This window comes from Streptomyces sp. NPDC059875 (genome assembly GCF_042731085.1).
Taxonomy (GTDB): domain Bacteria; phylum Actinomycetota; class Actinomycetes; order Streptomycetales; family Streptomycetaceae; genus Streptomyces.
Genome location: NZ_JBHWJZ010000009.1, coordinates 57,844 through 70,423, shown reverse-complemented (window position 1 = coordinate 70,423; position 12,580 = coordinate 57,844). Strand labels below are relative to the sequence as shown.

General features: G+C 72.3%; 11 protein-coding genes and 2 tRNA genes. 2 read left to right on the top strand and 11 right to left on the bottom strand.

Translation table 11 applies throughout. The annotated features are described in order from the left end of the window. Positions 1 to 28 precede the first annotated feature (28 nt). The 8 genes from ACFV9D_RS13875 to ACFV9D_RS13840 all read right to left on the bottom strand — a co-directional run bounded on the left by ACFV9D_RS13875 (position 29) and on the right by ACFV9D_RS13840 (position 5,276). Positions 29 to 1,114, bottom strand: coding sequence for a UDP-N-acetylmuramate dehydrogenase (locus ACFV9D_RS13875; protein WP_385145053.1), 1,086 nt, complete (start codon positions 1,112 to 1,114; stop codon positions 29 to 31). A gap of 556 nt (positions 1,115 to 1,670) precedes the next feature. Continuing rightward, complete coding sequence (locus ACFV9D_RS13870; protein ID WP_385145051.1) at positions 1,671 to 3,125, bottom strand: MFS transporter; 1,455 nt, start codon at positions 3,123 to 3,125, stop codon at positions 1,671 to 1,673. A gap of 84 nt (positions 3,126 to 3,209) precedes the next feature. Beyond that, positions 3,210 to 3,779 (bottom strand): TetR/AcrR family transcriptional regulator, encoded by a 570-nt coding sequence (locus ACFV9D_RS13865; protein WP_385145049.1) that lies wholly within the window; start codon positions 3,777 to 3,779, stop codon positions 3,210 to 3,212. Between the two features lie 88 nt (positions 3,780 to 3,867). Then, complete coding sequence (locus ACFV9D_RS13860) at positions 3,868 to 4,296, bottom strand: MaoC family dehydratase (protein WP_385145047.1); 429 nt, start codon at positions 4,294 to 4,296, stop codon at positions 3,868 to 3,870. A gap of 2 nt (positions 4,297 to 4,298) precedes the next feature. Further along, positions 4,299 to 4,751 (bottom strand): MaoC family dehydratase N-terminal domain-containing protein, encoded by a 453-nt coding sequence (locus ACFV9D_RS13855; RefSeq protein WP_385145045.1) that lies wholly within the window; start codon positions 4,749 to 4,751, stop codon positions 4,299 to 4,301. 82 nt (positions 4,752 to 4,833) lie between these two features. Then, on the bottom strand, positions 4,834 to 4,998 hold the full coding sequence (gene rpmG, locus ACFV9D_RS13850) for a 50S ribosomal protein L33 (protein ID WP_003956487.1): 165 nt from the start codon (positions 4,996 to 4,998) through the stop codon (positions 4,834 to 4,836). An 88-nt stretch (positions 4,999 to 5,086) separates the two neighbouring features. Then, a tRNA-Met gene (locus tag ACFV9D_RS13845) sits at positions 5,087 to 5,159 on the bottom strand. Between the two features lie 44 nt (positions 5,160 to 5,203). Beyond that, positions 5,204 to 5,276, bottom strand: a tRNA-Thr gene (locus tag ACFV9D_RS13840). 253 nt (positions 5,277 to 5,529) lie between these two features. Between ACFV9D_RS13840 and ACFV9D_RS13835 the strand changes: the two genes are divergently transcribed. Together ACFV9D_RS13835 and ACFV9D_RS13830 are read left to right on the top strand one after the other, a co-directional pair. Continuing rightward, the gene (locus ACFV9D_RS13835) at positions 5,530 to 6,807 is read left to right on the top strand and encodes an amidohydrolase family protein (protein WP_385145043.1); all 1,278 of its coding nucleotides are present in this window, start codon (positions 5,530 to 5,532) and stop codon (positions 6,805 to 6,807) included. A gap of 2 nt (positions 6,808 to 6,809) precedes the next feature. After that, the gene (locus ACFV9D_RS13830) at positions 6,810 to 7,466 is read left to right on the top strand and encodes an SDR family oxidoreductase (RefSeq protein ID WP_385145041.1); all 657 of its coding nucleotides are present in this window, start codon (positions 6,810 to 6,812) and stop codon (positions 7,464 to 7,466) included. Positions 7,467 to 7,588: 122 nt separating this feature from the next. On the opposite strand, the gene ACFV9D_RS13825 is transcribed toward ACFV9D_RS13830, so the two are convergent. The 3 genes from ACFV9D_RS13825 to ACFV9D_RS13815 all read right to left on the bottom strand — a co-directional run bounded on the left by ACFV9D_RS13825 (position 7,589) and on the right by ACFV9D_RS13815 (position 12,539). Then, on the bottom strand, positions 7,589 to 9,166 hold the full coding sequence (locus tag ACFV9D_RS13825) for a long-chain fatty acid--CoA ligase (protein ID WP_385145039.1): 1,578 nt from the start codon (positions 9,164 to 9,166) through the stop codon (positions 7,589 to 7,591). A 60-nt stretch (positions 9,167 to 9,226) separates the two neighbouring features. Next, positions 9,227 to 10,936 (bottom strand): aldehyde dehydrogenase family protein, encoded by a 1,710-nt coding sequence (locus ACFV9D_RS13820; protein ID WP_385145037.1) that lies wholly within the window; start codon positions 10,934 to 10,936, stop codon positions 9,227 to 9,229. Between the two features lie 244 nt (positions 10,937 to 11,180). Further along, on the bottom strand, positions 11,181 to 12,539 hold the full coding sequence (locus tag ACFV9D_RS13815; protein ID WP_385145035.1) for an MFS transporter: 1,359 nt from the start codon (positions 12,537 to 12,539) through the stop codon (positions 11,181 to 11,183). Positions 12,540 to 12,580 lie beyond the last annotated feature (41 nt).

Below are 12,580 nucleotides of genomic sequence, written 5' to 3'. Positions count from 1 at the left end.
GGTTCCGTGGATGCTCGGATCGGAACGCTCAGATGCTGACGCCGACCGTCACCGGCTCGTTGACGAGCGTGATCCCGAAGGCGTCGCGCACGCCGGCGACGACCTCGCGGGCGAGCGCGAGGAGGTCCTCGGTGGTGGCCTCGCCGCGGTTGGTCAGCGCGAGGGTGTGCTTCGTGGAGATACGGGCGGGGCCGGAGCCGTACCCCTTGGTGAAGCCGGCCTTGTCGATGAGCCAGGCCGCCGAGGTCTTGACGGCGCCGTCGTCCCCGGCGGGGAAGGCGGGCGGGGTCACGTCCGTGCCGAGCCGCTCGGCGACGCGCGTGAGGAAGGTCTCGTACTCCGCCTGCGTCAGGATCGGGTTGGTGAAGAAGGAGCCGGCGGACCAGGTGTCGTGGTCGGCGGGGTCCAGGACCATGCCCTTGCCGGCCCGCAGCTTCAGGACGGTCTCCCGGGCCTGCGCGAGGGGGACGCGGTCGCCGGCCTCGACGCCGAGGGCGCGGGCGGTCTCGGCGTACTTGATCGGCGCGGAGAGCCCGGCCGCGTCCTCCAGCTCGAAGCGGACGCGCAGCACGACGTAGCGGTCCGGGTCGGCCTTGAAGCGGCTGTGGCGGTACGAGAAGGCGCACTCGGCGTTGGTGAGGGTGACGGTCTCGTCGGCCCGGCGGTCGTAGGCGACGACCTCGGTGATGGTGGCGGAGACCTCCTGGCCGTACGCGCCGACGTTCTGGATCGGCGTCGCACCCGCCGAGCCGGGGATCCCGGCCAGGCACTCGACCCCGGCGAGCCCGGCCTCGACCGTGCGCGCCACGGCGTCCGTCCAGACCTCACCGGCGGCCAGCTCCAGCCGCGTGCCGTCGAGGGCGAAGCCGGTGGTGGCGATGCGCAGGGCGGTTCCGTCGAAGCCCTTGTCGCCGATGACCAGGTTCGATCCCCCGCCGATGACGAGCAGCGGAGTGCCGTTGGCGTCCGCCTCGCGGACGACGGCGATCACCTCGTCATCGGTGACGGCCGTGACGAGCCGCCCGGCGGGACCGCCGAGCCGGAAGGTGGTCAGGGGGGCGAGGGGGGCGTCCTGGAGAAGCTGCACGGCCCCAAGGGTACGGGTCCGCCCCACCCGGGAGCCGCGTCCGCCTCCGGCACGGGACACCGAGCCCTGACACGACCAGGGGTGCTGGGGCCGTATCCCGGCGCAGCGGGACCCGCGCGACGTACGGCACTGCTGAGCCGACGACCAGACCGCTCCCCTCGCGTGGCCCGTCGCCCCCCGGGGGCGGGAGGGCGGACGCCGCCGACCGGAAGAGCGGTGTCCGCCGGACAGCGGACGCCACCGGGCGGAGGGCCGGGCAGCGGACGGGCAGAAGACCAAGCGGCGCCGAGCGCAAGGCGGCCGGGGCCCGCCAGACGGAGCCCGGGGCACCGGGCGGAGGGCGGACGCCCCCACCGGGCGAAGCACCGGTGCGCCGGGGAGCGGAAGACCTGTGCGCCGCCGGGGTCCGGCGGAGGGCCGGGCGTTCCGGGCCGCCGGACCGGGCGGGACGCCGGACCGGGCGGGACACCGGACCGGGCGGGACACCGAACGCCGCCGGGTCTCCCCGGCGGCGTTCGGTGCGGCCTGGCTGGACTGCCGTGCGGGCCGCGCGCCGGCCGGCCGCTGCCGGGCCGGTGCGCCGTCACACCGTGGCGAGGGGGCTCTCGCCGGGCTCCTCCGCCTCGGTCTTGGGCGACTCCGTCGGGCCCGGGCGCTGCCCGGCCCCGCGCCTCGGGATGAACAGTGAGGACAGGGCGCCGAGCGCCACCATCCCGGCACCGACCCAGAGCGCCGGCTCCAGACCGGCCACGAACTGCTGCGCCGACCCGTACCCGCCCTGCGCCGCGAAGATCGAGGCCATCACCGCGACGCCGAGCGCGCCGCCGACCTCGCGCAGGGCGTTGTTCGCGCCGGACGCGATGCCCTGCTCGGACGGGCGGACGCTGGACATGACGAGGTTGGCCGCCGGCGCGAAGTAGAGCGCCATGCCGACACCGCTCACCACCAGCGCGGGGAGCTGCGCGGCGTACGAGACGTCGGGGGTGACGACGAGCGCGAACCAGGCGAGGCCTATCGCCTGGAGGGCGAGCCCCGCCGCGACGACCGGGCGGCCGCCGATCCGGTCGGACAGCGCGCCGGCCAGCGGCGCGACGATCATCGGCATGCCGGTCCACGGAAGCATCCGCAGCCCCGCCTCAGTCGGCGAGTACCCGAGAACGCCCTGCATGTACTGGCTGAGCAGGAAGATCGAGCCGAACATGCCCAGGAACATCAGCAGACTCGCCGCGTTGATCCCGGAGAACGCGCGGTCGCGGAAGAGCCGCATCGGCAGCATCGGCGCCTTCGCACGGATGCCGTGGCGGACGAACCCGCCGACGAGCGCGGCGCCCGCGATCAGTCCGGTGAGGACCGTCGCGGAGGTCCAGCCGTCGATCGGCCCGCGGATCAGCCCGTACACGATGCCGAAGAGGCCGCCGCTGGCGAGAAGCGTGCCGACGACGTCGAGCCGGGCGCCGGTGCCGTACGACTCCGCCAGGCGCAGCCGGGCGAGCGGCAGGAGGGCGAGGCCGAGCGGAACGTTCAGCCAGAAGATCCACTGCCAGGAGATGTGCTCGGTGAGGCTGCCGCCGATGAGAGGGCCGGAGGCCACGGCGAGGCCGTTGACGGCGCCCCAGATGCCGAACGCCATTCCGCGCTTGGCGGCCGGGACGGCGGCGGTGAGCAGGGTGAGGGTGAGCGGCATCATGATCGCGGCGCCGACGCCCTGGACGGCGCGCGCGGCGATCAGCGCGTCGATGCCGGGGGCGAGCGCGGCCGCGGCGGAGGCGCCGGTGAAGACGGCGAGTCCGACGACGAAGAGTCGGCGGCGTCCGAAGCGGTCGCCGAGGGCGGCGCCGAACATCAGCAGGACGGCGAACGTGAGGGTGTACGCGCTCACGGTCCATTCGAGGTCGTGCAGCGCTCCCCCGAGGTCCTCGCGGATCGAGGGCAGGGCGGTGGTGACGACGAGGTTGTCGAGGGCCGCCATGAAGCCGGCGACGCTGGTGATGACGAGGGCCCAGGCGGCGGAACCGCGGCGGGCTGCTGGCTGGTTCATTGCTGCCCCTCAGGTCTCGGGTTAGTTATTGATAACTAACTTTCCGGATCATGGAAAGGCCGGGACGCATGACGCCGGCCCGCGCTACTTCTCCAGACGACCGAGGCGACGGGCGGACGGGTAGAACCCCTCCCAGACCCGGTGCTCGGGGGGAAAGCCCATGGCGACGAGGGTGTTGATGAGCATCCCGTACGCCAGGAAGGTCGTGGTCTCGTCGGTGTCCGCACCGAGCGCGAGGTGGACGGTCTCCCAGAGCCCCATCCAGCCGGCCCGCACGGCCTCGCCGAACTCGTGGTCGCCGGCCGCCTCGGCGGCGGCGACGGTCACGTACACCTGCATCTGCATCAGGAGCCGGTCGGGATCCTCGGCGATGATCCGGGTGTACGCGTTGGCCATGGCACGCAGGGCCTCCTCGCCGGACAGCCCCTCCGCCGCCTCCTCGAAGACGCGGACCGTGTCGCTGATGCAGCGCTCGGACGCGGCCAGGAAGATGGCCTTCTTGCCCGGGAAGAGCCGGAAGAGGTACGGCTGCGAGACGCCGACGCGCTTGGCGATCGCCTCGGTGGACGTGCCGTAGTAACCGCCGCGACTGAACTCGCTCATCGCCGCTCGGATGACGCTCTCGCGCCGCTCCTCCGCACTCATCCGGACCATGAGACCAAGTTAGTACTCAATCACTAACTTCGCAAGGGCAGAGAGAGGGCGGCCGCGCACGGCAACCGCCCCCTCCATCACGACGGCTCTACGCGAGCCGGACCACGGCCCGCGACATGCCCAGGACCTTCTGGCCCGCCGACATCGCCGTCAGGTCCACCCGGACCTGGTTGTCGTCCGACTTGGCCGCGACCTTGGCGCTGACCTCGATCAGCGCGCCCTTGTCGTCGTTCGGCACGACCACCGGCTTGGTGAAGCGCACGCCGTACTCGACGACGGCCGCCGGGTCGCCGGCCCAGTCGGTCACGACGCGGATCGCCTCGGCCATGGTGAACATGCCGTGCGCGATGACGTCGGGCAGACCGACCCCGACCGCGAACTTCTCGTTCCAGTGGATCGGGTTGAAGTCCCCGGAGGCGCCGGCGTACTGCACCAGCGTGGCGCGCGTCACCGGGAAGGACTGCGCCGGCAGCTCCGTGCCGACCTCGACCTCGTCGTAAGCGATCTTCGCGGTCATCCTCAGACCTCCTCGGGGGCGCGCGACACGAGCTTGGTCCACGCGGTCACGACGTGCTCGCCGGTCTCGTCGTGGACCTCACCGCGGATGTCCAGGATGTCGTTGCCCGCCAGCGACTTGATCGCCTCGATGGTCGAGGTGACCGACAGCCGGTCCCCCGCCCGCACCGGCCGGGTGTACGCGAACTTCTGGTCGCCGTGCACGACACGGCTGTAGTCCAGGCCCAGCTGCGGGTCCTCGACGACCTGCCCCGCGGCCTTGAAGGTGATCGCGAACACAAAAGTCGGCGGGGCGATCACATCGGGGTGACCGAGAGTCTTCGCCGCTTCTTGATCGACATAGGCGGGATTCGCGTCGCCGATCGCCTCGGCGAACTCGCGGATCTTTTCGCGGCCCACCTCGTAGGGCGCGGTGGGCGGATAGGTCCGGCCCACGAAGGACTGGTCGAGCGCCATGGACTCGATACCTCCTGGATTTGTTGCCGACAAACGACACGAGGCCGCCCCCTGGTGGGGACGGCCTCGTGTACGAGCCTGATTAGCGCGTCTCGCGGTGCGCCGTGTGCGAGTTGCAGCGAGGGCAGTGCTTCTTCATCTCAAGACGGTCCGGGTTGTTACGCCGGTTCTTCTTGGTGATGTAGTTCCGCTCCTTGCACTCCACGCAGGCCAGCGTGATCTTCGGGCGGACGTCGGTGGCAGCCACGTGAGTGCTCCTTGACGGACGGATGGACGGATGAACGCATAGAAGAGTAGCCGATCGAAGGACCGACCCCACAATCGGCTACTGTGTGTAGCGGTGACCGGACTTGAACCGGTGACACAGCGATTATGAGCCGCTTGCTCTACCGACTGAGCTACACCGCTTTGATGATCGGGTTCCCGCCCGAAGGCGGGTTCCTCCTCACCAGAGCCCCAATACGGAATCGAACCGTAGACCTTCTCCTTACCATGGAGACGCTCTACCGACTGAGCTATTGGGGCGAGCGATGAAGACATTACACGGTCCTCCGCCGATCGCCCAAATCCGTTTCCCGCCCTCCCTCCGCGCGCCCGCGCACGAGGTCTTCGCGAGGTCTTCTCGCCCGTCCCGTACGCCACACGTGGCCTCATCAGTACGACTATTGCGCTCCTCCTCGAAGGGCGGGCGGAGCGCCCCTAGGCTCGGCCCCACGCTGCGTGATCTTGATCTTGAGCTGGAACGTGAGCTGGAACCTGAGGAGCCTTGAGGAGCCCGATGTCAGCCGACAGCAAGCAGCCCCAGCCGCCCGACGACTGGGCCGCCGCCACCGCCGACTCCACCTCGCTCCTGCTCTCCAACGCCCGGCTCACCGACGGACGGACGGTCGACGTCCGGCTCGGCGGCGGCCGGATCGAGGCGGTCGGTACGGCCGGCAGCCTCACCGCCCTCGGCGCCCGCGTCGACCTCGCCGGCTACCTCCTGCTCCCCGCCCCCGCGGAGCCGCACGCCCACGCCGACACCGCGCTCAGCGCCGACTCCCCCGGCCCCGTCTCGTACGCCCCCGAGGAGGTGCAGCGGCGGGCCACCGAGGCCGCGCTGCTGCAACTCGGCCACGGCGCCACCGCGCTGCGCGCGCACGTGCGGATCGGCGACGTCCAGGGCCTCGGCCCCCTCGAAGCCGTCCTCCAGGCCCGGCGCTCGCTGCGCGGACTGGCGGAACTGACGACGGTCGCCGTGCCCCGGCTGCTCACCGGCGTGGCGGGCGCGGACGGCCTCGCGATGCTGCGGGACGCCGTGAAGATGGGCGCGGGCGTGGTGGGCGGCTGCCCGGACCTCGACCCCGACCCGGCCGGGTACGTGGAGGCGGTCCTGGAGGTGGCGGCGGAGCACGGATGCCCGGTCGACCTGCACACCGACGGCGACGACCCGGCGCGGCTCGCCCGACTGGCGGCGATGGCGGGCGGGCTGCGGCCCGGCGTGACGATCGGCCCCTGCGCGGGCCTGGCCCTGCTGCCCGCGGACGTGGCCCGACGGGCCGCCGACCAACTGGCCGCGGCCGGGGTGACGGTGGTCTGTCTCCCGCAGGGCGGCTGCGGGGCGACCGAGCTGCGCGCCGCGCCGCCGGTCCGGCTGCTGCGCGCCGCGGGGGTGCGGCTCGCGGCCGGCGGCGGGGCGCTGCGGGACGTCTCCAACCCGGTGGGGCGCGGGGACCCGCTGGAGGCCGCGTACCTGCTGGCCTCGCTGGGCGGGCTGCCGGCCGAGGACGCGTACGCGGCGGTGAGCGCGGCGGCCCGTACGGCGATGGGGCTCGCGGAGGTACGGGTGGAGGCCGGCTTCCCGGCCGAGCTGCTGGCGGTGCGCGGGGAGCGCCTGTCGGGCGTGCTGTCCCTCGCGTACAGCCGGATCGTGGTGCACCGGGGCCGGGTGGTGGCGCGGACGAGCGCGGTGCGGGAGTACTGCGACTCGGCGGCGGCGCTCGACCTGCCGCGCCAGGCCCGCCCGGAACGTCCGGAGCCGGGGAGCCCTCCGGCCGGTCCCGTCGTACGGTCGTGAGTATGCGCATTGTCATCGCTGGAGGACACGGTCAGATCGCCCTGCGTCTGGAGCGGCTGCTCTCGGCGGCGGGGCACGAACCCGCGGGGCTCATCCGCAATCCGGAGCAGGCCGCCGACCTGCGCGCGGCGGGCGCCGAACCGGTCGTGCTGGACCTGGAGTCGGCCACGGTGGAGATGGTCGCGGCGGTCCTGCAGGGCGCCGACGCGGCGGTCTTCGCGGCGGGCGCGGGCCCGGGCAGCGGCACGACCCGCAAGGACACGGTGGACCGCGCGGCCGCGGTCCTGTTCGCCGACGCGGCGGAACGGGCGGGCGTACGCCGCTACATCGTCGTCTCGTCCATGGGCGCCGACGCCGCCCACAAGGGCGACGAGGTCTTCGACGTCTACCTGCGCGCCAAGGGCGCGGCGGACGACTCCGTACGCGCCCGCAAGGGCCTGGACTGGACGATCCTGCGCCCCGGCATGCTGACGAACGACGCGGGCACGGGCCTGGTCCGCCTGGAGGCCTCGACGGGCCGCGGCCCGATCTCCCGCGACGACGTGGCGGCGGTCCTCGCGGAACTCCTGGACACTCCGGCGACGGCCGGCCTGACCCTGGAACTGATCGGCGGCTCGATCCCGGTGACGGTGGCGGTGAAGGCCGTGGCGGGCGAGTGAAGGCCGGGGCGGCCGGTCTCCGAGGGACCGGTCGCCCCGGCGTTCTCGTTCTCAGCTCGCCGCGAGCAGATCCGCCGCCCTTTCCCCGACGACGACGTGGTCGGCGCTGCCGGGCGCCTCGCTCACCCGGTCCCCTCGACCGCGCCGCCGTCCATGTCCCGGAGTTCGCGCTTGAGGATCTTGCCGGTGGCGTTGGTGGGAAGGACCGTACGGAACTCCACCAGACGGGGGTACTTGTAGCCCGCCATCTCGTCCTTGCACCAGTCGATCAGCTCCTCCTCGGTGAGCGTCGCTCCCGGCGCGCGGACCACGCAGGCCTTGATCTCCTCGCCGTGGCGGTCGTGCGGCACGCCGATGACGGCCGCCATGCTCACGGCGGGGTGGGTGAGCAGCACCTCCTCGATCTCCCGCGGGTACACGTTGAAGCCGCCGCGGATGATCATGTCCTTGGCGCGGTCGACGATGTAGAACCATCCGTCGGCGTCCCGGCGGGCCAGGTCGCCGGTGCGGAACCAGCCGTCGCGCATCACCTCGGCGGTCGCCTCGGGCCGGTTGTAGTAGCCCTTCATGATGTTGTGCCCGCGGATGACGATCTCGCCGATCGCGTCGGCGCCCCGGACCGGGGTCCAGTCCTTGTCGACCAGGTCCACCTCGACGCCCCAGACGGGGAGTCCGATGGAGCCCGGGCGCGCCTCCTCACCGCGCGGTGTGAAGGTGGCCGCCGGGCTGGTCTCCGAGAGGCCGTACCCCTCCATGAGGGTGACCCCGAAGCGCTCGCCGAACCGGCGGTGGATCTCGACCGGCAGGGCCGCGCCGGCCGAAATGGCCAGCCGCAGGTTCTTGGCGATCTGCTCCACGTCCACATCGGGCGCGTCCTCTTCGAGCAGGGCCCAGTACATCGTGGGGACGCCCGCGAAGATGGTGACGGCGTGACGCTGCATCAGGGCCAGCGTGGACTTGGCGTCGAAGCGCGGCAGCAGCACCAGCGTCGCCTGCGAGGCGATACCGGCGTTCATCTGAACGACCTGGCCGAAGGAGTGGAAGAGCGGCAGGGCGATCAGGTGTACGTCGTGGTCGGCCTCGCCGAACAACTTGTGGCAGGTGAGGACGTTGAGTATCAGGTTGGAGTGGGTGAGCTCAGCACCCTTGGGGCGGCCGGTGGTGCCGGAGGTGTACAGGATGAGCGCGGTGTCATCGGACTCGGTGGCCGCCGTCTCGAAGTCCGCGCTCTGACCGGCCAGCGCCGCGGTCAGGGTCTCGGCGCCCGCGATCGGCGAGTTCTCGGTGGGGGCGGCGGTCATCAGGAAGAAGTGCTCGCAGCCGGGGGTCTCACCGAAACCGGACCAGCCCTCCTGCCCCATCGGGAGGTCCGCGGTGCCTTCGAAGCAGAAGTAGGCCTTCGCCTCGGAGTCGGCGAGGTGGTACGCGATCTCCCGGCCCTTGAGCAGCACGTTGAGCGGGACGACCACCGCTCCGGCCTTGAGGATGCCGTAGTAGACGATCGGGAACCAGGGGAGGTTCGGGCAGGACAGCGCGACCTTGTCACCGGGCTCGATGCCGCGTGAGCGCAGCAGGGTGGCCACTCGGCGGGCGGCCGTGTCCAGTTCGGCGTAGGTCAGCCGCTGGGTGCCCAGCACGACTGCCGTGCGGTCGGGCACGGTACGGGCGCTGTGCTCCAGGAGGGCGGCGAGGTTGAGCATGGGGTCTCCGTAAGGGTGTGTCGGCGGGCGCGGGGACGTGCGGGCGCGGCAGACCGGGGGTCAGCCTCGAAGCGCGGAGGCGAAGAGAGCGGGCAGCTTCGTCAGGCCCGGCGCCGCCGTGAAGCGGGTGAGGCGCTCCACCGTCGTCAGGGCGGTGCGGTGGGTGACGAAGTACGGGGGGCGCGGGGACAGCGACGGGTCGCCCGTGAGCAGACCGCGCGGGGCGGGGGTGAAGGGGGCGCGCAGCACGGTCTTCTCGACGCCCTCGAGCATGAAGGCGTTGTGGACGAAGCCGATGCCGCTGCCGATGTCCTGCCGGGTGTGGCCGGGGAAGGCGCCCCAGGGGGTGAAGCCGAGAAGGAAGCCGACGCCCGACCAGCAGTTGACGCCCAGCGTGCCGTAGCGCAGCTCGGTGATGGCGGTACGCACCGCCTCCCGGTGGGTCTTCTCGGTCCTCGGGTGGACGATCAGGGTGGCGCCGAGGGTGCCGGGCAGGGTGTCGTTGGCGAAGTCGACGGCGTGCCGCAGGAATTCGGCCGGGGTCGCGCCGGGCAGGCGTACGACGCCCAGGGCGCTGCCGAAGACCTCGTCGGTGATGAGGAGGTCGTCGTGGTGGTCGGTGATGTCGGGGACGAGCAGCCTGCAGTCGTCGCCGAGCATCTCCGCCTGCGGGTGCGCCTCGCGCACCGCGGCGAGACGGCCGGCGGCGCCGGGGTAGTAGTCGGTGCGCGGGGGCAGTTCACGCAACACCCGCCGGATCTCGTCCAGGAGCCGTTCGGTGCCGTCCCAGTCGCGCGGCAGGACCAGGATCTGGCTGGCGATGCAGTTGTGGCCGGAGTTGTTCATCTTGCTGGTGACGATGTGTTCGGCCTGGAAGCGGAAGTCGGCGGCACTCCACGGTCCCGGCGTCACGATGCACGGGCTGACGCCACCGAGTTCGCTGCTGAACGGCTTGGCGATCAGCGGGAGGTCGTCGCGACGGCGCTGTTCGGCGCCCTCGTCGGTGCCCCAGACGAGGGCGTCGTGGGTGCGGTCGCTGCCGGTGACGTGGATGGTGTCGATGCCGTTGTGACGGGCGAGATAGCCGCCCTCGTCCGCGCCGCCGTCGACGAAGCGCAGCCAGCCCCGCTCGACGAACTCGGTGAAGACGTACGCGAAGTGGGGGCGCAGATAGGCGTTGACCGGGTTCATCTTGGCGATGACGACCTGGCCCTCGACATAGAGCTTGTGCAGGATGTCGAGCGCGGTGATGGCGGCGACGTTGCCGGCGCCGAGCACCAGGGCGAGGGCGGGGCTCCCCTGCCTTCCCCGGTACTCGCCCGCGGCGAGCGATCGCGCCTGCTCGGCGGTGACGCCGGGGCGCATCCACACCTGGGCCGTGAACCCGTTGAGCAGCAGGGTGTCCCAGCCGGTGGCGGGGAAGACGTCCACCCGGGTGCGGCCGTGCTCCTCGTGGACGGCCTTGGCGTCCAGCGGATCCCGGCCGGCGGCGATCCGTCGCAGGACGTGCAGAAGCGCGGTGGTGTTCTGGGCCAGGGCCCACGGGCCGCCGATCCAGTCCTCGGCGGCCCAGGGGGACCCGGGGCCGTATCCCTTCGCCCTGGCGCCCGCGCCGGCCGTCTCGGCCGCGCGGGAGATGACGCGTGGCAGCAGCCGCTCCAGGAGGGCTATGCGTTCGGTGAGGGGGGTGGAGGTCCAGGACTCGGCGTTGGCGCGTACGTCGGCCACGGTGCGGTCGAGGAAGGAGGTGTCGAGGGCGCTGGTGTTCAACGTCGTCCCTTGGGGAAGGTGTGGGGTCGGGAGGCATGCCTGGTCTGGGCGCTGCGCGCGGAGAAGACGACGCGCGTGCGGTCACGCGGACGGCCGGCGGGCGTGGGGTCGCGCGGACGGTCGGGCGGGGGTGCGGTCACGCGGACGGGCGGGGGCGACGGTCACGCAGAGAGTCGGCGGGGGTGCGGTCACGCGGACAGTCGGCGGGCGGGCGCTCACGCAGACAGTCGGGGGGGCGTCGCGGTCACGCGGACAGTCGGCGGGCGTCGCGGTCCGGGTCGATCAGGGTGAGGGCGGCTGCTCCGCTCAGCAGGAGCACGCCGCCGGTGATCAGGACCGCGTGCTGGTAGCCCTCGGCGCCGTGGGTGTCCACGAGGCGCCCGATCAACGTCGGGGCGATCAGACCGGCGGTGGTCACCAGGGCGTTCATGATGCCCAGGGCACCGCCGCGGCGGTCGGCCGGAGCCAGCTCCGTGACGGTGGTGACGGCGACGCTGCTCATCGCTCCCGCGAGCCCGAATCCCGCGACCAGGAGCATGGCGGTCACGGCACCGGCCGGGGCCAGCGGCAGGGCGAGGCACGACACGGCACCGATGAGCAGCAGCACGCCGCCGACCCCGCCGCGGGCCCACCGACTCGCGGTCCCGCGGCGCAGCAGCCATCCGGTCAGGCCTGCCTGACCGAGCACCACGAGGCCGCCCAGCCCCCAGACCAGCATCAGCACCTGGGTGGCCCCGGCCGAGTCGTAGCCCAGCGCGTCCTGGAGGTACGAGGGGAGCCAGACCAGGGCGAAGGCGATGACCCAGTACGTACCGAAGTAGGCGGCCGTGGCGCCGATCCAGGTACGGGTCGCGAGGATCCGCCGGTACGGCGTCCTGTGCCGGGCCGAACCCGGCCCGGTTCCCGCCACCACCCCCTCGCCCCTCCCTTGGCCGGAGGCGGCCGGCGCCGCGGTGTCCGACGTGGTGTCCGACGCGGCCGCGTACGGTCCCTCCCCGCCGAGGGGGATCCACAGCAGCGCCCACACGACACCCACGAGCGCCACCGCGGCGACGGCCGAGCGCCACCCGTGGTGCTGGATCACCCAGGTGAGAACGGGAGCCGCGACCAGGACCCCCAGGGTGACGCCGAGGACGATCATCGCCCCGGGCAGATTGCGCCGGTGGTTGGGGAACCAGGACAGGGTGGCCTGCTGGGCGACGGGGAAGGCGGGCCCCTCGGCAGCACCGAGGAGTACACGCGAGGTGATGAGCACCGCGAGCCCTCCGCCCACCGCCAGCGGCGCCTGGGAGACGGACCAGAGGACGGCCATCGCGAGAATCAGCCACTTGGGCCGTATGCGGTCCGCGAGCAGCCCCACCGCGGCACCGGAGATCGAGAACAGCAGGAAGAAGGCGCTGCTGGCGAGCCCGAAGGCCGACGCGGACAGGCCGAGGTCCTGTCGGATCTCCTCCGCGGCCAGCCCGAGCACGGACTTGTCGGCGAAATTGATCATCATGAAGACGACGAGCAGCGCGGTGACGATCCACGCGCGGCGTCCGGATCTGCTCGGCGCCTTCAGGGGGCCGGCGGGCACAGCGGGTGCGACATCGGTGTCGGTCACAAGGGCTCCGCGGAGACTGGATGGGGAGGGAGGGCGAGAAG